Here is a 21,413-nt window from a genome sequence, read left to right on the forward strand (position 1 = left end):
TTTCCTCGTCAGGCTCCCGGCTCGCCATCCCAGTAGTCGAGACTGTCGCCGGCGCGTCCCATCACGCGAAACGACCGATCGGGCGATCCCTCGCGGCGCGTCTTCGCAAGAAACTTCCCCGAGTCCGGGTATTCGACGATATCGGTCGCAGCCTTCGTCGAGATGCCGAGATAGATGAGCGGGGTGGCACCCGTGTTGATAATCTGGTGCGCCGTCTCCGGCCCGCCCGCCGGTGCGCCGAGCACATCGCCCTTGCGGATCGGATAGCGCTCGGTCCCGAAGCGATATTCGCCGGTCCCCTCGATCACGAAGAACATCTCGTCCTCGGCATGATGGTTGTGGAAGGGACAGCCCGACTTGCCCGCGGGTACCTCGTTATAGCTGACGCCGAGCCCTTTCAGCCCGAGCATCGCGCCGAAGGATGTATCCGCGCTCTGGTAAAACTCTCCCTGCTTCCAGCGCTCAAGGCTGAGTGCATCCACGTTGATAACGGGTGTTTGCTGATCGGTCATTCTCGTCCCCCTTTGCCTCAGGGAACTATGAGTTTGCGCGGGAAATCAACCCGTTATCGATCACGACCTGGCGTTTTCGCCCCGGCAGTCCGCCAGCACCTCGGCGTTCGCCGGGACGATTCGCGATTTTGCACCGCAGCCATGAGCCGAATTTGCTTGCCATTCTGCCGAAGGCATGTTTTGACCGCCGCCTGTCGAACGGCAAGTCCTCTAGGAAATGAAGGTGACCCATGGCGCGAGAAACCGCTCCTCATATCTTGATCGTTGAAGCACGTTTCTACGACGACATGGCTGATGCTCTCCTGGAAGGAGCAACCTTCGCATTGACCGAAGCCGGCGCGACCTATGACGTCGTCACCGTTCCCGGCGCGCTGGAAATTCCGGCTGCGATTGCAATGGCTCTCGATGGAGCGGATAATGACGGCACGAACTACGACGGCTACGTCGCGCTCGGCATGGTCATCCGCGGCGCGACCTACCACTTCGATATCGTATCGAACGAATCCTCGCGCGCGCTGATGGACCTGTCCGTCAGCGAATCCATTGCCATCGGCAATGGCATCCTGACGGTCGAAAACGACGAGCAGGCTTGGTCGCGCGTACGCCGTTCGGATAAGGACAAGGGCGGCTTTGCCGCTCGCGCAGCTCTCACCATGATCGAGCTGAAGAAAAAGCTGGGTGCATAAGGCATGAGCAACGAAAACGTAGAGCGTCCGGTCAAGGCAGCGAACCAGCGTGGCGCCGCGCGTCTCGCCGCCGTTCAGGCGCTCTATCAGATGGATATCGGCGGCACCGGCGTTCTCGAAATCGTCGCCGAATACGAAGCCCATCGTCTCGGCCAGGAGCTGGATGGCGAAACCTATCTGAAGGCTGATCCTTCCTGGTTTCGTTCGATCGTCTCCGGCGTGGTGCGCGAACAGAAGCGGCTCGATCCGCTGGTTGCTTCCGCGCTGCAGGACGATTGGGCGCTGTCGCGTCTCGACAGCACCGTTCGCGCCATCCTTCGCGCCGGCGTTTTCGAACTTCTCGACCGCAAGGATGTCCCGGTCGCGGTCATCGTCACCGAATATGTCGAGATCGCCCAGGCGTTCTTCAGCGATGATGAGCCCAAGCTCGTCAACGCCGTTCTCGACCGCATCGCCAAGCAAGTTCGCGGCGATCAGAAAAAGTAGCGTTTCGCGCGCAAGAAACAGCCCCTTCCTCCGATCGGCTAATCTCCTCTTTCCCATTGCTCCGTAAGGGTTTTCAGCCCTTGCGGGCTTGACGTCCCGTTTTCCTCCCCGCAATCTCCACTCGGCGTTGCAGCATTTCTGTGGGAGGAAATGAGGACGGCGTGTTCGCAGCCGGAGAGGGAGTGAGCTCCGGCTCTTTTGGAGGAAAGAGCGAAATGACGATTCTTTTATGCGTAATAGCGTGCGGTTTGCTTTCGGTGGTCTATGCCATCTGGGCAATCCGGTCGGTGCTATCAGCCGATCAGGGAAACGCCCGCATGCAGGAAATTGCGGGATATATTCGCGAAGGCGCGCAGGCCTATCTGACGCGCCAGTATACGGCAATCGCCATTGTCGGCGTCGTCGTCTTCATCGCCGCCTGGCTGCTGCTCTCCGCCACGGCCGCGATCGGCTTTCTGGTTGGTGCCGTGCTTTCGGGCGCAGCGGGCTTCATCGGAATGCACGTTTCGGTTCGCGCCAATGTGCGCACCGCGCAGGCTGCCTCGCATAGCCTTGCCGCTGGTCTAGGCATCGCCTTCAAGTCGGGCGCCATCACCGGCATGCTGGTCGCCGGCCTGGCGCTGCTTGGCGTCTCCATCTACTATCTGATCCTCACCGGCGTGCTCGGCCACGATCCTGCCTCGCGTGAAGTTATCGATTCCCTGGTCGCGCTCGGCTTCGGCGCATCGCTGATCTCGATCTTCGCCCGTCTCGGCGGCGGTATCTTCACCAAGGGCGCCGACGTCGGCGGCGATCTCGTCGGCAAGGTCGAGGCCGGCATTCCGGAAGATGATCCACGCAACCCCGCGACCATCGCCGATAACGTCGGCGACAACGTCGGCGATTGCGCCGGCATGGCGGCCGACCTTTTCGAAACCTATGCCGTCTCCGTCGTCGCGACGATGGTTCTCGCCGCGATCTTCTTCGGCGGAACGCCGGTTCTTGCATCGGCGATGATCTACCCGCTCGCCATCTGCGGCGCCTGCATCATCACCTCGATCATCGGCACCTTCTTCGTGAAGCTCGGCAGCAACGGCTCGATCATGGGCGCCCTCTACAAGGGTCTCATCGTCACCGGCCTGTTGTCGATCCTGGGTCTTGGTGCTGCAACGTCGCTGACCGTCGGTTGGGGCCCGATCGGCACCGTCGCCGGTCATGACATTACCGGCATGAACCTCTTCATCTGCGGTATCGTCGGCCTCATCGTCACCGCGCTGATCGTCGTCATCACCGAATACTACACCGGCACCAACAAGCGCCCGGTCAATTCTATCGCCCAGGCATCGGTGACAGGACACGGCACCAACGTCATCCAGGGGCTCGCCGTATCGCTGGAATCGACAGCGCTTCCGGCGATCGTCATCGTCGGCGGCATCCTGGCGACCTTCCAGCTCGGTGGCCTGTTCGGCACCGGTATCGCCGTCACCGCCATGCTTGGTCTCGCCGGCATGATCGTGGCGCTCGACGCCTTCGGCCCGGTCACCGACAACGCCGGCGGCATCGCCGAAATGGCGCATTTGCCGCCGGAGGTGCGCAAGTCCACGGATGCGCTCGATGCGGTGGGCAACACCACCAAGGCCGTCACCAAGGGCTACGCGATCGGCTCCGCCGGTCTTGGCGCCCTAGTCCTCTTCGCGGCCTATTCGAACGACCTGCAATATTTCGCCGCGCATGGTGATCAGTATCCGTACTTCGCCAATATCGGCGCAATCTCTTTCGATCTCTCCAATCCCTATGTCGTCGCCGGACTGCTCTTCGGCGGCCTCATCCCTTATCTCTTCGGCGGCATCGCCATGACGGCGGTGGGACGTGCGGCTGGATCGATCGTCGAAGAAGTGCGCAAGCAGTTCCGCGAAAAGCCCGGCATCATGCAGGGCACCGAGAAGCCGGATTACGGCAAGGCGGTCGATCTTCTGACCAAGGCCGCCATTCGCGAAATGATCATTCCGTCGCTTCTGCCTGTCCTGGCGCCCGTCGTCGTCTATTTCGGCGTGCTGTTGATCTCCGGCTCCAAGGCGTCGGCTTTCGCAGCGCTTGGCGCATCGCTGCTGGGCGTCATCATCAACGGCCTGTTCGTTGCGATCTCGATGACCTCGGGCGGCGGCGCATGGGACAACGCCAAGAAGTCCTTCGAAGACGGCTTCGTCGACAAGGACGGCACGCGCCACATGAAGGGGTCGGAAGCCCACAAGGCTTCGGTCACCGGTGACACCGTCGGCGACCCCTACAAGGACACCGCAGGTCCCGCCGTCAATCCGGCGATCAAGATCACCAATATCGTGGCGCTGCTGCTGCTTGCCATCCTGGCGGGCTGATCGGCCTTCGATCTAGAACCAATGAAAAACCCGCCGGAGCGATCCGGCGGGTTTTGTGTGGGCGAATGACTTGGCGCTTAGCGCAAGCTGGCCGGGTTCTGCGGCGAAGGACGATCGCCGGCGCCGAACAGACCCTTGGCCATGTTCGCGGCGCTGCCGCCAGAAAGCAGCTGCTGCAGGAAGGTGAGATCCTTACCACCAGTCGGCGTGACGCGCGTGATCGTGTCGAACGGCTTGCCGTCCTTGAGCGTGTAGTTGGCGCGGCGGACTACGACGCCGTCCTTGTCGAAATAGATGGCGAGAACGCTCTGATCCACGACCTTCAGCTTCTGAAACGCCATGGAGCGCTCGCGACGCTGAGAGATGTAATAGAAGACTTCGCCATCGAAGGTAGCGGTCGTCGAAGGCGTGCCCAGCGACAGCAGAACCTGCTCGCGGCTCGAACCCTCGGGAACCAGGTTGAGCGACTGCTCGTCGGCGACGTAACCGCCGTTGAGAACCGTACCTGTTTGGCAGCCGGTCAATCCGGCGGAGGCGATCATGATGGCAATGGCGGCATTGCTGAGGAATTTCTTGTCAGACTTGAAATACCGTTTCTTCAACGACATCTACTCCCTTAACGTATCGATACCAGCCATCGGCCATGCAATGTTACGCTGATGCAAAACTATTGTGGCCTTTCCGGGGTCGGACGTGAGCCATCTGCCGAGTGGCCATCGTCGAAGCGCTGTCCCGAAAGTGGCCACCTTCGCCATTGCAATTCGCGCATGCTTCGGTAAACCAGCTTTCGAAATCATGCAACAAGGCCGGACGCAGGTTGGCGCCAAGAACGAGGCCTTTCCGGAAAAAACAATGATATTCGGGCTCTTCGGCAAGAAAAACAACAACCAGGCGATCGTCGACCGGCAATATGAGGCGCTGACATCGGCCGCCCGCATGCCTGCGCTTTACGAGAGACTCGGCGTGCCGGATACGGTCATGGGTCGCTTCGAAATGCTGTCGGCCGTCATGATCCTGTTTTTTCGCCGCACGCGTGCATCCGAGACGAGCGGCCAGGAAATCGCGCAGGAAATCGTGGATGCATTCTTCCAGGATATCGATTATTCGATCCGCGAACTCGGCATTGGCGACAACACCGTGCCGAAGCGCATGAAGAAACTCGCCGGCATGTTCTACGGCCGGCTCGAAGCCTATTCCAAGGCGATGGACGCTGGCGATGCCGAGGCTCTCGCCGTGGCGCTTGGCCGCAACATTCATCCGAAGGAAGCAGATCCGGTCGATATGCGCGCGCTTGCCGATTGGATGTTTTCCGCTGAAAAACACCTGTCGGCGCAGTCCGAAGACACGATCGCGACCGGCTCGGCAACGCTGCCCGCCGTCGCGTGAGGAGACAATGATGAAGAATTCAAACGAAGACACGCCTTTCTCCTATCTGGTCAAGGTCGGTAACGTCTCGGCCAACCCGGTCGACGTGCATCTGGAAGCCGACAAGGACGAGTTGCGGGCGCTCGCCGAGACCTGGGACGTGATCTCCGTCGACGATTTCCGCGCCGATCTGCAGATCGCGCGATGGAAAAAGGATGGCATCCGCGTGAAGGGCAGGGTGCGGGCGAGCATCGTCCAGAGCTGCGTCGTCACGCTGGAGCCGGTGCCGTCGAAGATCGATGAGCCCTTCGAGCAGATCTTCGTTCCCGAGAACTCCAAGCTTGCGCGCCGCCCGGCTAACGATACCGGCGAAATGATGCTGGACCCCGATGGTCCTGATCTGCCGGAAAGCTTTGTCGGCGACACGATCGACGCCGGCGAAGTCGCCACCGAATTCGCCGCCATGGCGATTGATCCGTATCCCCGCAAAGAGGGCGTTGCCTTCGATGGTCACATAGAAGACACCGGAGAGAACGATAAGAAGCCTTCCGCCTTTGCTGTTCTGAAAGACTGGAAAAAGGACTGAAAGCCGCTCGCGGTTTGACATAATTCAGTTGTCAGCGACGGTAAAACCGGTATTTTGGCCAAAATTTCGCCCTCCTGGGACGAAAAAAAAGGATCAGGGACGCGTGATCAGAATTTCTCTCGACCTCATGGGTGGCGACTTTGGTCCCCAGGTAGTCATCCCCGGTGCCGCAAAGGCGCTGGAACGGCATCCGGACATTTCGTTCGTGATGTATGGCTTGAAGGAACAGTGCGAGCCTATTCTCGCCCAGTTTCCGAAGCTGAAGGAGAAATCCGTTCTCCACGATTGCGAACTTGCCGTGCGCATGGACGAGAAGCCGAGCCAGGCATTGCGCCGCGGCCGCTATGTCTCTTCCATGTGGCGTTCGCTCGAGGCCGTGAAGACCAAGGACGCCGATGTCGCGGTGTCCGCCGGCAATACTGGCGCGCTGATGGCGATGGCCAAGTTCTGTCTGCGCACGATGGCCAATATCGAGCGCCCGGCGATCGCGGCGATCTGGCCGACCATGCGCGGCGAAAGCATCGTGCTCGATGTCGGCGCGACGATCGGCGCCGATAGCCAGCAACTGATGGATTTCGCGCTGATGGGCGGCGCCATGGCGCGCGCGCTGTTCGAGATCGACCGTCCGACGATCGGCTTGCTCAATGTGGGCGTCGAAGAGATCAAGGGCCAGGAAGAGGTCAAGGAAGCCGGACGCCTGCTGCGCGAGGCCAATATCGACTCGCTCGATTATTTCGGCTTCGTCGAGGGCAATGACATCGGCAAGGGAACCGTCGATGTCGTGGTCACCGAAGGCTTTGCCGGCAACATCGCGCTGAAGGCGGCCGAAGGCACGGCTCGCCAGATCGGCGAATATCTCAAAGCCGCGATGTCGCGCACCCTGCTTGCCAAGATCGGCTATATCTTCGCCAAGAGCGCTTTCGACATGCTGCGCGAGAAGATGGACCCGAGCAAGGTCAATGGCGGCGTGTTTCTCGGCCTCAACGGCGTGGTCATCAAGAGCCACGGCGGCGCCAATGCCGAAGGGATCGCGTCGGCGATCGAGGTCGGCTACGACATGGCCAAGAATGGCCTCAATCAGAAAATAGAAAACGATTTGCAAAAGTATCATGCCAAGCGGCTGCCCCCTATCGGGCCGGAAGCGGCATGAGCGACGGGATTTGAAGAATATGATCCGTTCAGTGGTTCGCGGTTTCGGATCCGCGCTTCCGAAACGCGTTATGACCAATCGCGACATGGAAGATGTCGTGGACACCTCCGACGAATGGATTGTCCAGCGCACGGGCATCCGCCAGCGTTATCTCGCCGGAGAAGATGAGACGACGTCCTCGCTCGGCGCGGCGGCGGCTCTGGCTGCGCTCGAAAAGGCCGGCATGACGCCCGATGACATAGACATGATCATCTGCGCGACGTCGACGCCAGACAACACCTTCCCGGCAACCGCGGTCAGTATCCAGAACCGTCTCGGCATGAGCCATGGCTTCGCCTTCGACGTACAGGCGGTCTGCACCGGCTTCGTCTACGCGGTAACCACCGCTGACGCCTATATCCGTGGCGGCCTTGCCAAGCGCGTGCTTGTTATCGGCGCCGAAACCTTCTCGCGCATCCTCGACTGGAACGACCGCACGACCTGCGTGCTGTTCGGCGATGGCGCCGGCGCGATCGTGCTTGAGGCAGCCGAAGGCGAGGGGACCACTGCGGACCGTGGCGTTCTGACCGCGCATCTGCGCTCCGACGGCTCGCACAAGGAAAAGCTCTTCGTCGATGGTGGACCATCGACCACGGGCACTGTCGGCAAGCTGCGCATGGAAGGCCGCGAAGTCTTCAAATATGCCGTCGGCATGATCACCGACGTCATCCAGGCAGCCTTCGACAGCACGGGCACCACCTCGGACGATCTCGACTGGCTGGTGCCGCATCAGGCAAATCGTCGCATCATCGATGGCTCCGCCAAGAAGCTCAACATCGCGCCCGAAAAGGTCGTCGTCACGGTTGACCTGCACGGCAACACGTCGGCGGCCTCGATCCCGCTTGCGCTCGCGGTTGCAGCCGGTGACGGACGTATCAAGAAGGGCGATCTCGTCATGCTTGAGGCGATGGGCGGTGGCTTCACCTGGGGCGCCGTCCTGCTGCGCTGGTAACGGCCTAAAAACCCAAAAAGCTGACAACGAACAAGGGCTTGACCGTAAGGCGCAAGACAAATACTCTTCGCTCGTCCTCACAAAACAAAACCGATGGGCAGGGAAAAAGATGACCGGCAAAACAGTCACGCGCGCAGACTTGGCGGAATCCGTTTTTCGCAAAGTCGGTCTGTCCCGAACGGAATCGGCGGAGCTCGTGGAGACTGTGATCGACGAGATCTGCAATGCCATCGTTCGCGGTGAGACGGTCAAGCTTTCCTCCTTCGCGACCTTCCAGGTGCGCGACAAGAACGAGCGCATCGGCCGCAACCCGAAGACCGGCGAAGAAGTGCCGATCTCTCCGCGCCGCGTCATGACCTTCAAGGCATCGAACGTCTTGAAGACCCGCATCCTCAAGGCGCACACCCTGCGCAAGGTCAAGACCAAGCCGGCCAATCCGGCTGCCTGATCGCTTTCCGATCTCGTCGCCCGACGAGGCTGATCGACGCTTCCCGTAAATTTTCCGCAACGTTTTCTGTGCGAATTCGAGACGTGACTTGAATTAACGCAAGCAAACCGTTGAAATATGATGAGTCGCGGCTCGGACATATCAGATGCGAGCCCCTTCGCCTTGCCGATAAACGGCAAGCGCGACGCGCCGAAGATCGCGTGCTGAAAATCGCGTAGGGAGTGAGAACCTTGGATAAGAGCCCGGATGCTTTTCGCACTATCAGCGAAGTAGCGGATGACCTCGATCTTCCGCAGCACGTGCTGCGCTTCTGGGAGACCCGCTTCCCGCAGATCAAGCCGATGAAGCGCGGCGGTGGCAGGCGATACTATCGGCCGGAAGATGTGGACCTGCTGAAGGGCATCCGGCACCTGCTCTATGATCACGGCTACACCATCAAGGGTGTGCAAAAACTCCTGAAGACCAATGGCAACAAGTTCGTCATCGCCATCGGCCATGGCGACCTCGCGAGCGTCCAGGCGCTGACAGGCCAAAGCGAAAGCGAAGCCGGCGAGCCCAGGGTCGGCATGTCCGAGGAGGATCAACTGGTCGGACGCGCCAAGGCGCCCGCTTCCCGCCGCTTCTTCAATTTCGGCGGTGGCGACGACGAGGCGGCCGAGGTGTCGCTCGGCAAGTCGAGTGTCGGCAAGGAAGATCGGGCGCTGTTGCAGGAGGCGCTCTATGATCTGCTGGAATGCAAGCGTCTTCTCGATCAGGTCCGCTAAGACCGACGTCAAGCCGCCCGAGATGATCTCATATTGCCAGCCAGGAGCTTCGCGTGCCGGTTCCCACAAAAATGTATGACGCCTTCCTCTTCGACATGGACGGAACGCTGCTCAACTCCATCGCCGTCGTCGAGCGCGTCTGGACCGGCTGGGCAGTGCGCCATGGGTTCGAGCCCGAGGTTTTCCTGAAGACGATCCACGGCGTTCGCGCCAGCGACGTGATCCGCAATCTGGCGCTGCCGGGTGTCGATCCGGAGCACGAAGCAAAGTTGTTGCTGCAGGAAGAGCTTGAGGATGTGAACGGGATCATTGAGATACCGGGCTCGGTGAAATTCCTGAACAGCCTGCCGCCGGAGCGTTGGGCGATCGTCACCTCTGCGCCGACAGAGCTTTTCAAGCTCCGAATGGCCGCCGCCGGCATCCCAATGCCGAAAGTGATTGTGACGGGTGAAGAGGTTTCATCCGGAAAGCCAAGTCCGGAGGGCTATCGTCTTGGCGCCGAACGTCTCGGCGTCGATCCGGCCAAGTGCCTCGTATTCGAGGATGCGGTCGCCGGCATTCTCGCGGGCGAGGCGGCGGGCGCGGATGTGGTCGTTGTGACCCAGACCCACGCCACGCCCTTTGAAACCCCGCATATGTCGATCGCCGACTATCTCGGCAGCAGCGTCACGACCGCCGAAGACGGGCGAATGGGTTTCGTACGCGGCTAAAGCTTACTGCTTGCGCGGCAGGCCTTGCTTCTGCATCCGCTCGAACGCGGCCATCATCTTCGCCTTGACGGAGCCGAGCGTTCCGAGCTCATGGCCGCAGGTGAAGCACGTCAGCATGTCGCTATCCAGCGGTTGCGGGCGTTCGAACTTCATTCTGGTGTTCCTGCACTTCGGGCAGGGGATCTCGATTTCCATGCTATGTCTCCCTGAGCAATCTGACGTCCCAATAGTCAGATGATCGCGGCAGGGCAAGCGCTTTACGGTGGCGGAGAGCTTGGTCGTCTGGGATATGGCGAAAAGAACCGGTGAATTTCTGAGCGATGTCGATTTTTCGCTTGCGCCGAGAATCCCAAAAGACTAACAGGATCAGGCCGTAAAGGCAGGTCGGGGCGTAGCGCAGCCCGGTAGCGCACTTGACTGGGGGGCTGGCCCCATCAATCCGATTTCTGGTTTTTCCTCAATACGTTATCCTCATCACTCGCTGGTTTCGTGGGAATTCTGGTGGGACTCGATGTCGCCTCAAGAGCGGCTCGAACGTCATCGTCGAGGGCGTGAGCATACTTAGCCGTCGTCGCCACATCCGAGTGCCCCAACAGCTGCTGCGCCACTCTCAGGTTTGATTTTCGAAGTACACGGGTGGCCGCTGTGTGGCGGGTATCGTGGAAGCGAAAATTCTTCACGCCTGCCGCCGGTACTGCTCGCCGCATAGCAGTTTTCAAGCCCGCTTCCGTCATGGGATAGCGCTTTCCTCTCACCTGGCCGATCTTCTTCAGTGTTCGGGCCGCGACATAGGTGAACACAGCTTCCGGATCGTGATCCTTCTGCGCCCAAAGCAAATCGTAAATCTCTTGCGACATGGGGATGCTGCGCTGTTTGTCGCCTTTGCCAGTCACGGTGAAGCGGCGAGAGAAGAAATCAACGTGGCGCCATTCCAGCCCGAGGATCTCCATCCGGCGGCACCCTGTGAGGAAGGCAAAGCGGATAGCGTCATCGTATCCGCGATCGAGCTGCGCCATAATCGCGTCTTCCTCGTCAATCGAGGCCTCGCGAACGCGCTCTTGCGGCTCCCTCAGAAGATGGTCGCCGAACTTTACCTCGCCGACCTGAACCTTCCATACGTCGCGCGCCCGCAGGATGATCTCGCGAAGCGGCTGCGTGCAGGTTCGGTTGACGGTCGCTGGCTTGATGAGCGCGCCTTCTTTGACCTTCCCGTTCCGCTGGACACGCTTCACCCGCTCTCCTCGGCGCTTGGCGACAAGGCTGGCAACGACCGGGTCCGTGATGTCGCGGAGATCCGTTCCGGCGCCAAGATTGACGGTCAGCCAGTTCAAAACGATGAGGGTTGTGTTTGAATTCTTGTGGTGCTGGCCGACCTCGTGAAACCATCTGAGGGCGGCATTTTCAAAGGTCATGAAAGGCGATGTTGGTGCCGCTTCGGCTACCATCCTCGCCTTTTCTATTTCCTTCTGTGTGTCCTCGAAGGCTTTTGCTTCTCGCTTTTTCGTTGCGCCAGTATCGCCAGAAAATCGACGGCCCCTGACGACGAAGTCATACGAATAGGTCTCTTTGCCGGGGCGTTTGTAGAGGGACATGATACGGTAGCTTGCCTCTGCTTGAACTCGTCCAGATCTTCCTGGGTATATCTGCGGGACGGTCTTTTTTTCCCCCGGCCCACGTTAATCCACCTCACAAGGCCGTCGTCAGTCAAGTCTCTCAACTGGCGCGGCGAGATCCGCAACTGCGCGGCGGCCTCGGATGCAGTCAATAAATCAGCCATCGCTGCCCTCCGAAGGTGCACTGGCCCGTAGCCTGCTGGAATGAATTTCAAAGGCTTTCTGGAGAGAATAGTCGAGGGCGTCTAGCGTCTCCTGGTCCCATTCCGGACCCGAGAACATGATTGCCCATTGTTCGTCCGTGAGTGGCCGAAGATCCTCTTTTTCATCCGCCATTGCCAACCTCCCTCTCTACGGGCGGTGGGGGCTCGTTCATGGAGGACGTTGTGACGATAGCGAGGCGGCCGTCGTCAACTTTTACTCTCAACGAGTTGTCATCCGATGCCAAATGTTCGATCGAAGATGCATCCGAGACGGCTTGCAGAATTAGTGACATGGTTCCCAAGCGCCGACGTTCGTCAGGCCTCGGCCCTCGATCATGCTGTCGGAGGATCGTGGTGATCCTTTCTCTCAGCTTTTCATGATCGAGGGATTGGTTGGCAGGACCGCCTGTTACAGCGGGGACTACGCAAAGCTCAGAGGGCATAGTTTGATGGCTCTTATCCAGCCTGGCTCTAGACACGGCTTGCGCTGCCGCCCGATGAACCTCTGAGGTGTAGGCCGAAGCCTCGCCTGCCAATTCGCTTATACCAGCAACGCATGCGTCGCAGCACGGATATGTTTCGTTGACCCAATGATCGGTTGTTTCGGGTTCAAGTGGATCATCACAGTAGTAACAGGTCTCAATCGCCTGCCGGGTATTCGACGACAAGGCCGAAGATGGCGATATCGGCTCTTGCGAACTCGTTATCGGTGGCGAAGACAAAGACGCCACCGTTTGCGTACCCGTCCCAGATTTGGGCGAGGGTCCAAGCTCCGGGCTCAATTTCGGGAGGTAAGTCAATGGGCTTGAATTTAACCCATTGATAGGTTGGCCGCTCTGACATATTTCCTCGCTGGCATTTTCAACGACGGTATCACTGCTGGTTACCCCCTTCAAACTCCCCGCAGGAGAGGGCAGAACGGGACGGGAAGAGGGGTCGATACCGGGGAGCGGACCTCGCCCATGTCGGGTCGAGCGCTTGGCCCGGATGCGTGCAATCGTTTCGGGCCGCTGCAACTTCTCAAGATCAGCCTCGCCGCAAGCCATCACATCGTAGCCTGCGACCACACATAGAGACGTGAGGGTGAGCAGAGCTGCGCCGATTTCCTTGGCAGGCTCGCCGGCTGGCCGGTCGCAGGTGTAGTCAACGAGCTGGTGCATATCCTCGCGCGACATGCCGAACGCCTGCAGCACCTCGTTAGTCTCTTCCGCGTACCGAGCGAGGCGCTCCGCAATTTCGGTCGGATCATCGTGGAAGAGCGCATGGTGGGCCGCCGCAACGCGGTCCTGATACCCCATCACAAGATCAACGGGTGATGGGGGCTCGTCTTCGATGACGGCAACCTGGCCGGCGTAGAACGCGCGAAGCATCTGGCCGCGCGTCCATAGCGGTTCGCCGGATGCGCTTGTCGTATGTACCGGCTGTCGCGACAGGTAGCGCTCAGCGACTTCGAGGGTCTTCTCTGAGTGGCTCATGTCTACACCCTCATCGGCATAACGACGCGGATCACATCCTTGTCTTCGTCTGTGAGCGTTATGGGGGCGCCCGCATCGGTCATGCCGATGCTGATCTCGCCGCCCTGGCAGCTCTTGAGCATGTCGGCCATGTACCGGCTGTTGAAGCCGATCTCTGCCATCCCGTCCGGCCATGCCGCCGAGGTGACGACCTTGGCGCTGCCAGCGTCGGGGTTCTTGGTTTCAAGATGCAGGCGACCGTTGATGCCATGCAGCCGGATCGCGGGGCCGCGCCAGTTGCCGATTGCCGTGGCCTGGCGGAGAGCGACAAGCATCTCCTCCCTGCGGATGTCGATCCGATGGTTTTGGTTGCTCGGAATGACGCGATCAAAATCCGGATAGGTGCCGTCGATCAGCTTTGTCCGGATCGTCACCGCTGGCGCGGTGATGTCGAGCATGGTTTCGACGATGGCGTTGCCCTTGCCGATCGAAAAAATCTCGATGTCGGCGCCATCAAGGAACGTTGTGAGAATGCTCACTGTCTTTCGCGGAAGGATGTATGAGAACGTCTCACCGGTCTCGTTGCCATCGTACCTACATGTCGCAAGACGATGTCCGTCCGTGGCGGTCAGGCGTTTACCCTGCTGCTTTGCCGACCAGTTGATGCCATTCAGGTAGTACCGGGTTTCCTCGGTCGAAATGCAGTTCGACACCTTCTTGAGCATCGCGGGGAACTGGCCGTTGGTGAACCGCTCGATACGCTGCATCCGGTCGCCGAGCAGTTCAGGGAAGTCGGCTGCGTCCACTGCGGGGACATCGTACAATGCCTCGCCGACAGCGATTTCAACGGACCTGTCCTGCCACTGGCGTTCCTTGCCATTGTCGCGATCGACGTGTTTGGGTGCGATGCGCAACGGCGTTGACCCAGCCGCTGCGGCGACGTTGGCTAGGTCTCGCGCGGCTATACAGGTCGACCATTCGCCCGCGCCATCGATCTCGTCAACCTCTATCGAGGCGACGATATCGAGGTCAGTCGCACCGATTACCAAGCCCTTTGGGCCGAAAGAAAGCTTCACGGTGTTCAATACCGGAATGGTGTTGCGGGCTTCGACGATCGCATTGGCGAACTTCATCGCCTTCGCCAACACCTTGGCCTCTATGGTGACAAAATCGCTCATACCTATCTCCTCACTGCCGGGAAATCGTTGTGGGTCACGCCGTCCAAATCGCGGCCTGAGTTCTTTTTCCCGACCTTGATCATCGACTGCAGCGATGCGCCAAAGTTGCCGGGGTAATACTGGCTGCCGTCCTGCATGACGTGTTCGATCGGCCGATCGTCCGGATTGCCGGTTATCGGGCGCCACGCGATCCATTCGCCGTTCTGCTTGTGGTGAAAGGTAGCGCCATTGGCTTGCGCCTGGTCGCGCAGACTGCGGAACCAATCGGGATGGGTGGGGCGCGCCTTGTGTCCACCTTGATCCGTTTCACCGCCTGTTATGATCCAATCCGGCATGAAGGCGGGCGGGATAACGATCGGTCCAAGCAACGGCTCGAACGAGCCAAAGGTGAATAGCGGGTGCGTCTCGATCTTGGCGACTTGCAACGCCGGCAGGTTCATGTCTGCGCGCTTCTGGTCTTCGACAGTGGTGCCGAGCGCGGCATTGCCGGGAAGGCCGCCGACCGCGTCGGAAAGCTTGACGATGTTCTGCGGGCGCTTGGTCAACAGCAGATAGACCAGGCGGGGCGTCTTGCGCATGACTTCGAATGCATCAGCCCGCCACTGAGGATCGACCTGATTGTCAAAGATATCGGCAAGGCTCGCGCAAAAGACGAATGGGCGGTCCCCATCCTTCTCCGCCTGCTTCTGCCAGCGCAACGGGTCGTTCCATGTGCTGGCACCTGTGCGGACGCGCTCGCCGTGCGGACCCCATTGAACCTTACTGTAGCGCTTGTCCATGAGCGCCTCGGCGTAGCAGCCGTCGCACGCTGGAGATACCTTGGTGCATCCCATCCACGGGTTCCAGGTGTGGCGCGTCCATGAGATTGCTGAGTTCTCAGCCATCAGGAGTTTCTCCATTCCCGGAAGTCAGCGCGCATGGCGTCCCATTCAGCCTTTGCGGCTCCGTTTGTCGCAATCTCGCGCCGGTTATTCAGGCCAAGTAGGCGGAGGACTCCGGCGACGGCGTTGTTGTCTGTCAGTGGGAAATCCATGCCTTTCCGCTCGTGCAGAAACACCTTGAAAGAACGCTCGGTGCAATGAAGAGCAAACTCCGCTGCTTCGTGGAGGTCGGAGAACTGCCGGCTGGTAGCGGGTGTCATCAGCCTTGCTCCCGCTCTGCACGGCGAGCGCGCAACATCTGTCGCAAGGCCATGTCATCGCCGCCGTGTGCAGTGAGGGTGAGCAAGTCAAGCAACGCCTCTTCAAGCGAAACCGTTGCGTTGTCGAAGTTCTGCTCGCGGTCCCCACCTATGCTGAACGACGCGTCGGTCATATGGCGACGTGCTTCGTCCGTGTTATCGATCGCGCTGCGTAGTCGGCCACAAGCGTGGGCGATCGTGACTTGAGGCTCAGATCGTACCGTTGGCGGAACAATGGTCAGTCGCGGGGGCAGGTGGATCACGTTCATCACATGTGTCTCCAAGGTGAGTGCTCGCGCTCGTCGTCGGCGGCAAGCGGGCAAGACTTCGATTTAAGCCGCGTGACCAGTGATCCGGCCCGGCCAAGAAGGATCGCGGCCGCGACCAAGAGGCCTGCGGTGAAGGCTGCGGCGGCTGAGCCGAAAATGATCAGGAGATCGTCCAGCATCACACGCGGCTCGCGATATCGGCGGCGTGCTGCATCTGGAGAAGGGCCGAGCATGCGCCGACGAAAACCCATACCAAGAGAACCGTCGCCAGGACGCCAAGATCTCGGGTGTTGCGACGGCGGTTCTCTTCAGCCTGTTCCGCTGACTGCGTCATGATTTCAATGGTGATGTGCTGCATGGCGGGTGCTCCATCCGTTTCGGAGCCCGCTTGCCGCGAGGGGTGGAGCGACAAGCGGAAACCGAAGCGGATGCTCAGGCGACGCGTCGGACCAAGCCTTTGTTGTAGAGACGAGCAGCTTGCTCTTCGTTGCGATCGATTTGATCGTCTGTGTAGCCGAGCTGCTTGTATTCTTTGCGGGTCAGGCCTTGACCGCGCTCAAGCGCAGCGTCCGCCATCTCGGCTGCAATATTTCTCGGGATTGAGCCACTGTATGAGGGCATGTTGGTTGCGTTTTGCATTTCAACTACTCCTGTGTTCTGACATTCCAAATCTCGGAATGCCCGGAGTATGCATTACGCATTGTTTCAGTCAAGCATAAAAAATGCGAAATGCATTTATGCGACTCGAGTGATGGTCTTAAAAAATCCGTCGGATCTGTAAATTCGATTCGACTCACGCTGGTTTTTTTGTTTTTAGTTCGCGTGAACGGAATGAGAACAAAAAGGGAGGGCGCATGTCAAAGCTGGCGATCGATCATCCGGACGCGATGCGATTGGTGATCGAGCTATCGAGCCTTTATGTGGCTTGTGACGATTGCGGCCATTCCCGCACGCTTCACCTTTCCAATCTGCGAAAAGCAGCGGACCTGGGCGTTCATAATTACATGCAACTCTGTAGGAAAATCCGCTGCAGCGAGTGCCCGAAGGTCACACCCTCGCAGCGTAATCTTACGATCCGTCCTAACTGGATCTCGGAGCGGCAGGCGCTTCAGACGGTGGCGTGAAAGACGATTTTATGGATTGAGAAAACCGCGTTGGTGTCAAACGTCAGCTCGTTGCTCTCGCCTTCGTCGGGGTTGTGCTGCCAGAGGCGGGTTGCTGAAGCCGATCGGGATACGTATCGCTTGATGTAACTCTCCCGCCCATTTTCTTCGTCCGTTATAATCTGAACAACTACGTCATCACCCTGTCGCACAGGCTCGTTCGGGTTTAGCCATACCGTTTCGCCCGCATAATAGCGGGGCTCCATTGACGTCCCATATACGCGGACAGCGTAAGCTCCCTCAACGCCTTCGAGCATCGGCGGCGTAAAGATCCTTCCCACCTCGGACCCGTTGAGGATGAATTTCCCGTTGGGCCCGGCAACTGTCTGCCCAAGGAGTGGCACGGTAGCGTCGCCGGCGAACCGCTGATATCTCGGCGGGAAGCTGGCATTGGGCTTCGACTGACCTGTCGTTGCGTCGAGCTCGTCGAGGTCGGTGACACCGGGGCCTTTACCACGCAGAAGCCAGTCTAGCGATATCCTGTAGCGGCGAACATAAACCTCCGCCTCACGTTGTAGCCCTCGTGTGCCGTTCTCATGCTGCGTATACGTCGGATAAGGGATCCCCAACGACTCCGCCGCCGCTCTGGCGGTCTTGAACCCGGCTCTGACGCGAGCGGCCTTAAGGCGCTGGCCGATTTCTTTAAGATTATCTTCCATGTGCATGTTCTATCCAAAACGAAGATGCAAGAGGCATTGACAGAAAAGAATGCGTAAGGCATTTAATATGCATGATGCACTTGACCGAGCCCCATTCTGAGAACATCAAGGCCGCCATGAAGACGCTTGGGCTTAACCAGCCGCAGCTCGCGGAGGAGTTGGGCGTCGACCAGGGCACGGTTTCGAAATGGATCAACGGGAAAGCTAACCCGTCCGGTCCTGTCATCAAACTTATTGATCGGCTGCTTGCGGACCACGATAGGGGGCAAGCAGCATGAAAGTCTCCCAAGCGCACGGTCTCGACCGCGCCAACTCGCGCCGGACTGGCGGACCTCAACTGTCCGGCGCGCTTTCTCTTTCCGGCAGGGTGGGCAAGTCCGGTTTAAGCCGCGTGGCTCATAACCACGATATCGCAGGTTCGAATCCTGCCCCTGCAACCAGTTTCTCGTTCGTACAGGCATCCGGCCCTCCTTGATCTGATGCCTGACCAGTAAGCCACGCTCGCGCGGCAGACACGGAATCCTTTCATCTCGTTTTTTTCCTTGACCAAACTCAGGGGTGGTTTTGTGCGTTCATATCTCTCTCAAACAGATGCCCTGCTGAAGGCTGCAACGGTCGCCTCGGTAGATGCAGTAGGCGGCGTTTCCCGTGCTTCTGAGCTGCTAGGCATCGGCACGTCGGCGCTCACCAAGTATTGCTCGACGGCTGAAGAGTGGTCGAAGAACTTCATCCGCGTCGACCTCGCGGTCGCGCTCGACCGCGCAACGGCTCACCCTTTCATCTCCACCGCGATCAATCAGCTGGTGACCGATCAGGCGCCGACGCCTGTTGGCGAGCTGACGGCGGCGGCGGTGCTGCGGCTCGACGGGGTTCTCGACGAGGTGGTTCGTACGATCGCGGTTGCGATCGAGGATGGTCACCTGGATGCATCAGAGCGGCAGGCGGTTCGTAGCCGCATCGTTCCGGCCATGCAGTTCCTTGCGCGGCTCGATGCGATGATGGCGGGGGTCTGCTGATGACCGGCGTCGACAAAATCCTTGATGGCCTTCCCGAAAAGGATGACGAGGCGGCGCATGTGGCGCTGGCAGTGGCCGCCGCGAAATGCATCGATGCGGGAATGACCGACGAGCAGGCGGGCGGCGGGCTTCTCGCGGCACTGCGTGGGCTGCGCGACCGGCTGCGCAAGGCGAGGGTGAACTGATGATCACCGAGCCGGGTCTAAGCCGTTCTGGCATTCGCCTCCTGTATGACGTGAGGCTTCACGCCCGGCAAAACCGCCGGGCGTATCCGCTTTGCCTGAACCGCGACCTGCGCGCGGTCGGCGACGCCGTGGCCGGCGGCTACCTCGCGCGGCTCAATGACGATCCGCATTTCGTGACCGTGACCGAGAAGGGCGAAGCCTATCTCGACCGATTGATGAGGGCTGAGTGATGGGCGGCGAATTTGATCCCATGGGCGTGGCCGGCGGAAAGATGGCGGCGGCAGGCGACGATACCGAAGTGATCATCACAGGTGGCGGCGTCGAGGCGAAGACTACGGTCGGCGCCATGAAGAAGGCGGCGGGACGCGCAAACGGAATCGTCGGCGATGAACTGCGAGCCTTCATTGAGCGGATAGAGCGCCTGGAGGAAGAGAAGCGTGCAGTCGCCGACGACATCAAGAATGTCTATGGCGAGGCGAAAGGGACGGGTTTTTCGCCCAAGATCATGAAGAAGGTGATCGCGCTTCGGCGCAAGGATGAGGCGGAGCGCCGCGAGGAAGAAGCTGTTCTCGACACCTACCTGCATGCGCTCGGCATGATTGGGGAGGATTGAGATTGAACGCATCCGGTCCATACCAGCTGCTGCCTCCGCTCTCGAAGGAGGATTACGATGCCCTCGAAGCCGATATCATCGCGCACGGCGTCAAGGTTCCGGTAGAGTACGATGAGGCTGGTAACATCCTCGACGGCCACCATCGTGTTGCCATCTGCGAAAGTCTCGGCCTCGTCGATTGGCCGCGCTTTGTGCGCAAAGGGCTATCGGAAGAGGAAAAGCGGGCGCACGCCAGGTCGCTCAACTTGTCGCGCCGTCACCTTTCAACGGTTCAAAAGCGCGAGATCATCGAAGCCCAGCTTCGTGACAATCCGGCATTATCATCGCGCTCCATCGCATCCAAGCTTGGCGTGGATGACAAAACAGTCGGAACAATACGGAAGAGGATGGTCGAAGGTGCGGAAATTCCGCACCTTGTAACCGTGACTGGCCGCAACGGCGTCGTGCAGGCGGCGCGGAAGCCAATGCGCACGATGTTCTTGCCAGAGCGCGCCAACATTTCCGAAATGAAGCATGTCGTGAAGTCGATACGGCGCGCTGAACAAGAAAAGAGTCATGCCGTCCGCACGTCGCTCGCGGCCGAGATTGCGAGCAAGGCCGATGCCACGCCCTGGTGGAAGGCGGCCGGACATGAGGGGGGATCGTCGTTTCCGGTAATCTATGCCGATCCACCATGGCGGTTCGTGACGCATTCCGAGCTGACGGGCGGCGAGAAAAGCGCCGAGAACCATTATCCCACGATGTCGATAAACGACATCTGCGCGCTCGGTTGCCCGGCGCCGAAGCAAGCCGTTCTGTTCATGTGGGTGACGGATCTCGCCAACGGCATGCGCGCCCTTGATGCCTGGGGCTTCGAGTTCAAGAGTTTCTGGGGCTGGAAGAAGATCTATCCCGGCAAGCAGACCGGAACAGGATACTGGGGATTCGATAACCTCGAACTGCTTCTGATCGGCACGCGTGGCGGCTTTCCCGCGCCGCTTCCTGGTTCGCAACCGGTCAAGTGCACAGATCATCCTGTCGAGGGGCACTCGAAGAAACCCGTCTGGTTCGCTGAGCAGCTGGATCGACTTTATCCAGAACTGCCAAAGCTCGAAATGTTCCAGCGTAAAGCCAGCCTTAGTGAAGGCGATGTTCGGCTGCGAGGCAATTGGTCTTTCTGGGGTAACCAAGCAGGATCTCCGGAAAGCGAGGTAGCATGACGATCGATTTCTCACCCACGATGCTGAAGGGTTTCCTTCATGCCCGATGTGAAATGGCCGGATACCGAGCAGTCTTTCCAGATCCTAAAGCCAGCACGCGGCGACCTGCCAAAAGCTTTGAAGCTGCCAGAGCGGCGGAAAAAGAGCGGATCCGAAAGAGCGCAGGCGTTTCCGTCGAGCAAATAGATCTCGCTTGGTCGGGCCGAACGTTGGGCGTCGAGCCTCGTGAAAAGCTATGGCGCGCCTTGGGTGTCGATTTGGGCATCTACGGCGTGAAGCTGGTTGATTATGGCAAATGGGAGAAGGTTGCGTGAGCGGATTGCAGAATGGACATAACCCGGCGCGCGGCGAATATGACTTCAGATCCTTTGCCTCAGCGCTGAAGCGGAAGCATCTTGAAAACATGAAGGCCCTTAGACCGCTCTCCGACGAGATCGGCGTCACCGTATCGGATCTTTCTCGCGCCATGGGCGGCCAGATGGTCTCTGTCGGCAAGGTCATCGCGCTTTGCCGGTGGCTCAATGTGCCGGTTGAAGCGTTCTACCTTGAGCCGGAAAATCTCGAAAAATCAAAGTGTTTCACCGGGCTACACATGGAACAAGGTCACTCGGAGGCGCACCGTTGAGCGG

General features: G+C 59.5%; 33 protein-coding genes, 1 tRNA gene and 1 pseudogene. 20 read left to right on the forward strand and 15 right to left on the reverse strand.

Annotated elements, in window-relative coordinates; translation table 11 throughout:
• Positions 1 to 8: 8 nt before the first annotated feature.
• Complete coding sequence (locus tag ACVTFQ_RS05020) at positions 9 to 512, reverse strand: cupin domain-containing protein (protein WP_111561163.1); 504 nt, start codon at positions 510 to 512, stop codon at positions 9 to 11.
• A 230-nt stretch (positions 513 to 742) separates the two neighbouring features.
• Between ACVTFQ_RS05020 and ribH the strand changes: the two genes are divergently transcribed.
• The 3 genes from ribH to ACVTFQ_RS05035 all read left to right on the forward strand — a co-directional run bounded on the left by ribH (position 743) and on the right by ACVTFQ_RS05035 (position 4,038).
• Positions 743 to 1,198 (forward strand): 6,7-dimethyl-8-ribityllumazine synthase, encoded by a 456-nt coding sequence (ribH, locus tag ACVTFQ_RS05025; protein ID WP_112435901.1) that lies wholly within the window; start codon positions 743 to 745, stop codon positions 1,196 to 1,198.
• Between the two features lie 3 nt (positions 1,199 to 1,201).
• Entirely contained in the window at positions 1,202 to 1,684 is a 483-nt protein-coding gene (nusB, locus tag ACVTFQ_RS05030; protein WP_018898684.1) for a transcription antitermination factor NusB, read from the forward strand.
• A 215-nt stretch (positions 1,685 to 1,899) separates the two neighbouring features.
• Positions 1,900 to 4,038 (forward strand): sodium-translocating pyrophosphatase, encoded by a 2,139-nt coding sequence (locus tag ACVTFQ_RS05035; RefSeq protein WP_111561164.1) that lies wholly within the window; start codon positions 1,900 to 1,902, stop codon positions 4,036 to 4,038.
• Between the two features lie 77 nt (positions 4,039 to 4,115).
• On the opposite strand, the gene ACVTFQ_RS05040 is transcribed toward ACVTFQ_RS05035, so the two are convergent.
• Entirely contained in the window at positions 4,116 to 4,646 is a 531-nt protein-coding gene (locus tag ACVTFQ_RS05040; RefSeq protein WP_111561165.1) for an outer membrane protein assembly factor BamE, read from the reverse strand.
• Positions 4,647 to 4,833: 187 nt separating this feature from the next.
• On the opposite strand from ACVTFQ_RS05040, the gene ACVTFQ_RS05045 reads away from it, so the two are divergent.
• The 7 genes from ACVTFQ_RS05045 (at position 4,834) to ACVTFQ_RS05075 (ending at position 10,052) form a co-directional block, all read left to right on the forward strand.
• Positions 4,834 to 5,424: a ubiquinol-cytochrome C chaperone family protein gene (locus ACVTFQ_RS05045; RefSeq protein WP_181459187.1), complete on the forward strand. Its 591-nt coding sequence runs from the start codon at positions 4,834 to 4,836 to the stop codon at positions 5,422 to 5,424.
• 10 nt (positions 5,425 to 5,434) lie between these two features.
• Complete coding sequence (locus tag ACVTFQ_RS05050) at positions 5,435 to 5,989, forward strand: YceD family protein (protein ID WP_111561167.1); 555 nt, start codon at positions 5,435 to 5,437, stop codon at positions 5,987 to 5,989.
• A gap of 103 nt (positions 5,990 to 6,092) precedes the next feature.
• Positions 6,093 to 7,139 (forward strand): phosphate acyltransferase PlsX, encoded by a 1,047-nt coding sequence (gene plsX / locus ACVTFQ_RS05055; RefSeq protein WP_047513181.1) that lies wholly within the window; start codon positions 6,093 to 6,095, stop codon positions 7,137 to 7,139.
• A gap of 19 nt (positions 7,140 to 7,158) precedes the next feature.
• On the forward strand, positions 7,159 to 8,130 hold the full coding sequence (locus tag ACVTFQ_RS05060; protein ID WP_111561168.1) for a beta-ketoacyl-ACP synthase III: 972 nt from the start codon (positions 7,159 to 7,161) through the stop codon (positions 8,128 to 8,130).
• Positions 8,131 to 8,239: 109 nt separating this feature from the next.
• Positions 8,240 to 8,578: an integration host factor subunit alpha gene (locus ACVTFQ_RS05065; RefSeq protein WP_018898677.1), complete on the forward strand. Its 339-nt coding sequence runs from the start codon at positions 8,240 to 8,242 to the stop codon at positions 8,576 to 8,578.
• 230 nt (positions 8,579 to 8,808) lie between these two features.
• Positions 8,809 to 9,342, forward strand: coding sequence for a MerR family transcriptional regulator (locus ACVTFQ_RS05070; protein ID WP_047513173.1), 534 nt, complete (start codon positions 8,809 to 8,811; stop codon positions 9,340 to 9,342).
• A 71-nt stretch (positions 9,343 to 9,413) separates the two neighbouring features.
• Positions 9,414 to 10,052, forward strand: coding sequence for an HAD family hydrolase (locus ACVTFQ_RS05075; RefSeq protein ID WP_111561169.1), 639 nt, complete (start codon positions 9,414 to 9,416; stop codon positions 10,050 to 10,052).
• 3 nt (positions 10,053 to 10,055) lie between these two features.
• Here the strand turns inward: ACVTFQ_RS05075 and ACVTFQ_RS05080 are convergent, their stop codons facing one another.
• The 12 genes and pseudogenes from ACVTFQ_RS05080 to ACVTFQ_RS05135 form a co-directional block, all read right to left on the reverse strand.
• The gene (locus ACVTFQ_RS05080) at positions 10,056 to 10,205 is read right to left on the reverse strand and encodes a hypothetical protein (RefSeq protein ID WP_018898674.1); all 150 of its coding nucleotides are present in this window, start codon (positions 10,203 to 10,205) and stop codon (positions 10,056 to 10,058) included.
• 281 nt (positions 10,206 to 10,486) lie between these two features.
• Positions 10,487 to 11,644, reverse strand: a complete 1,158-nt coding sequence (locus ACVTFQ_RS05085; protein WP_470423679.1) for a tyrosine-type recombinase/integrase — start codon at positions 11,642 to 11,644, stop codon at positions 10,487 to 10,489.
• Positions 11,645 to 11,667: 23 nt separating this feature from the next.
• Positions 11,668 to 11,829, reverse strand: a pseudogene (locus ACVTFQ_RS05090) (helix-turn-helix domain-containing protein); the annotation flags it as partial.
• Positions 11,822 to 12,001 carry a hypothetical protein gene (locus tag ACVTFQ_RS05095; RefSeq protein WP_470423680.1) on the reverse strand — a complete coding sequence of 60 codons (180 nt, stop codon included), beginning with the start codon at positions 11,999 to 12,001 and terminating at the stop codon, positions 11,822 to 11,824. The gene ACVTFQ_RS05095 and the pseudogene ACVTFQ_RS05090, both read right to left, overlap by 8 nt.
• The gene (locus tag ACVTFQ_RS05100; RefSeq protein WP_470423681.1) at positions 11,991 to 13,343 is read right to left on the reverse strand and encodes a hypothetical protein; all 1,353 of its coding nucleotides are present in this window, start codon (positions 13,341 to 13,343) and stop codon (positions 11,991 to 11,993) included. Before ACVTFQ_RS05100 ends, ACVTFQ_RS05095 begins: the two co-directional genes overlap by 11 nt.
• Positions 13,344 to 13,345: 2 nt before the next feature.
• Complete coding sequence (gene dnaN / locus ACVTFQ_RS05105; RefSeq protein ID WP_470423682.1) at positions 13,346 to 14,500, reverse strand: DNA polymerase III subunit beta; 1,155 nt, start codon at positions 14,498 to 14,500, stop codon at positions 13,346 to 13,348.
• A gap of 2 nt (positions 14,501 to 14,502) precedes the next feature.
• On the reverse strand, positions 14,503 to 15,384 hold the full coding sequence (locus ACVTFQ_RS05110) for a phage Gp37/Gp68 family protein (protein WP_470423683.1): 882 nt from the start codon (positions 15,382 to 15,384) through the stop codon (positions 14,503 to 14,505).
• The gene (locus ACVTFQ_RS05115) at positions 15,384 to 15,641 is read right to left on the reverse strand and encodes a hypothetical protein (RefSeq protein WP_470423684.1); all 258 of its coding nucleotides are present in this window, start codon (positions 15,639 to 15,641) and stop codon (positions 15,384 to 15,386) included. Before ACVTFQ_RS05115 ends, ACVTFQ_RS05110 begins: the two co-directional genes overlap by 1 nt.
• On the reverse strand, positions 15,641 to 15,952 hold the full coding sequence (locus tag ACVTFQ_RS05120; protein WP_470423685.1) for a hypothetical protein: 312 nt from the start codon (positions 15,950 to 15,952) through the stop codon (positions 15,641 to 15,643). Before ACVTFQ_RS05120 ends, ACVTFQ_RS05115 begins: the two co-directional genes overlap by 1 nt.
• A complete protein-coding gene (locus ACVTFQ_RS05125; protein ID WP_470423686.1) occupies positions 15,949 to 16,128 on the reverse strand; it encodes a hypothetical protein in 180 nt (59 codons plus the stop codon). The genes ACVTFQ_RS05120 and ACVTFQ_RS05125 overlap by 4 nt, the downstream gene beginning before the upstream one ends.
• A complete protein-coding gene (locus ACVTFQ_RS05130; RefSeq protein WP_470423687.1) occupies positions 16,128 to 16,307 on the reverse strand; it encodes a hypothetical protein in 180 nt (59 codons plus the stop codon). Before ACVTFQ_RS05130 ends, ACVTFQ_RS05125 begins: the two co-directional genes overlap by 1 nt.
• 74 nt (positions 16,308 to 16,381) lie before the next feature.
• Positions 16,382 to 16,588 carry a hypothetical protein gene (locus ACVTFQ_RS05135; protein ID WP_470423688.1) on the reverse strand — a complete coding sequence of 69 codons (207 nt, stop codon included), beginning with the start codon at positions 16,586 to 16,588 and terminating at the stop codon, positions 16,382 to 16,384.
• 215 nt (positions 16,589 to 16,803) lie between these two features.
• Between ACVTFQ_RS05135 and ACVTFQ_RS05140 the strand changes: the two genes are divergently transcribed.
• Positions 16,804 to 17,073: a hypothetical protein gene (locus ACVTFQ_RS05140; protein ID WP_470423689.1), complete on the forward strand. Its 270-nt coding sequence runs from the start codon at positions 16,804 to 16,806 to the stop codon at positions 17,071 to 17,073.
• Here the strand turns inward: ACVTFQ_RS05140 and ACVTFQ_RS05145 are convergent.
• Positions 17,058 to 17,771, reverse strand: a complete 714-nt coding sequence (locus tag ACVTFQ_RS05145; protein WP_470423690.1) for an XRE family transcriptional regulator — start codon at positions 17,769 to 17,771, stop codon at positions 17,058 to 17,060. The two genes, ACVTFQ_RS05140 and ACVTFQ_RS05145, sit on opposite strands and share 16 nt — an antisense overlap.
• Before the next feature lie 71 nt (positions 17,772 to 17,842).
• Between ACVTFQ_RS05145 and ACVTFQ_RS05150 the strand changes: the two genes are divergently transcribed.
• The 9 genes from ACVTFQ_RS05150 to ACVTFQ_RS05190 all read left to right on the forward strand — a co-directional run bounded on the left by ACVTFQ_RS05150 (position 17,843) and on the right by ACVTFQ_RS05190 (position 21,409).
• Positions 17,843 to 18,049, forward strand: coding sequence for a helix-turn-helix domain-containing protein (locus ACVTFQ_RS05150; protein ID WP_470423691.1), 207 nt, complete (start codon positions 17,843 to 17,845; stop codon positions 18,047 to 18,049).
• 83 nt (positions 18,050 to 18,132) lie between these two features.
• Positions 18,133 to 18,211, forward strand: a tRNA-Met gene (locus ACVTFQ_RS05155).
• A 126-nt stretch (positions 18,212 to 18,337) separates the two neighbouring features.
• On the forward strand, positions 18,338 to 18,787 hold the full coding sequence (locus ACVTFQ_RS05160; RefSeq protein ID WP_470423692.1) for a hypothetical protein: 450 nt from the start codon (positions 18,338 to 18,340) through the stop codon (positions 18,785 to 18,787).
• Positions 18,787 to 18,972 (forward strand): hypothetical protein, encoded by a 186-nt coding sequence (locus ACVTFQ_RS05165; RefSeq protein ID WP_470423693.1) that lies wholly within the window; start codon positions 18,787 to 18,789, stop codon positions 18,970 to 18,972. Before ACVTFQ_RS05160 ends, ACVTFQ_RS05165 begins: the two co-directional genes overlap by 1 nt.
• On the forward strand, positions 18,972 to 19,202 hold the full coding sequence (locus ACVTFQ_RS05170) for a hypothetical protein (RefSeq protein ID WP_470423694.1): 231 nt from the start codon (positions 18,972 to 18,974) through the stop codon (positions 19,200 to 19,202). Before ACVTFQ_RS05165 ends, ACVTFQ_RS05170 begins: the two co-directional genes overlap by 1 nt.
• A gap of 116 nt (positions 19,203 to 19,318) precedes the next feature.
• A complete protein-coding gene (locus ACVTFQ_RS05175; RefSeq protein WP_470423969.1) occupies positions 19,319 to 19,585 on the forward strand; it encodes a DUF2312 domain-containing protein in 267 nt (88 codons plus the stop codon).
• A 2-nt stretch (positions 19,586 to 19,587) separates the two neighbouring features.
• On the forward strand, positions 19,588 to 20,784 hold the full coding sequence (locus ACVTFQ_RS05180; protein ID WP_470423695.1) for an MT-A70 family methyltransferase: 1,197 nt from the start codon (positions 19,588 to 19,590) through the stop codon (positions 20,782 to 20,784).
• The gene (locus tag ACVTFQ_RS05185) at positions 20,781 to 21,098 is read left to right on the forward strand and encodes a hypothetical protein (RefSeq protein ID WP_470423696.1); all 318 of its coding nucleotides are present in this window, start codon (positions 20,781 to 20,783) and stop codon (positions 21,096 to 21,098) included. Before ACVTFQ_RS05180 ends, ACVTFQ_RS05185 begins: the two co-directional genes overlap by 4 nt.
• On the forward strand, positions 21,095 to 21,409 hold the full coding sequence (locus ACVTFQ_RS05190) for a hypothetical protein (RefSeq protein WP_470423697.1): 315 nt from the start codon (positions 21,095 to 21,097) through the stop codon (positions 21,407 to 21,409). Before ACVTFQ_RS05185 ends, ACVTFQ_RS05190 begins: the two co-directional genes overlap by 4 nt.
• Positions 21,410 to 21,413 lie beyond the last annotated feature (4 nt).

The sequence above is a fragment of the Rhizobium sp. O111 genome, assembly GCF_055616315.1.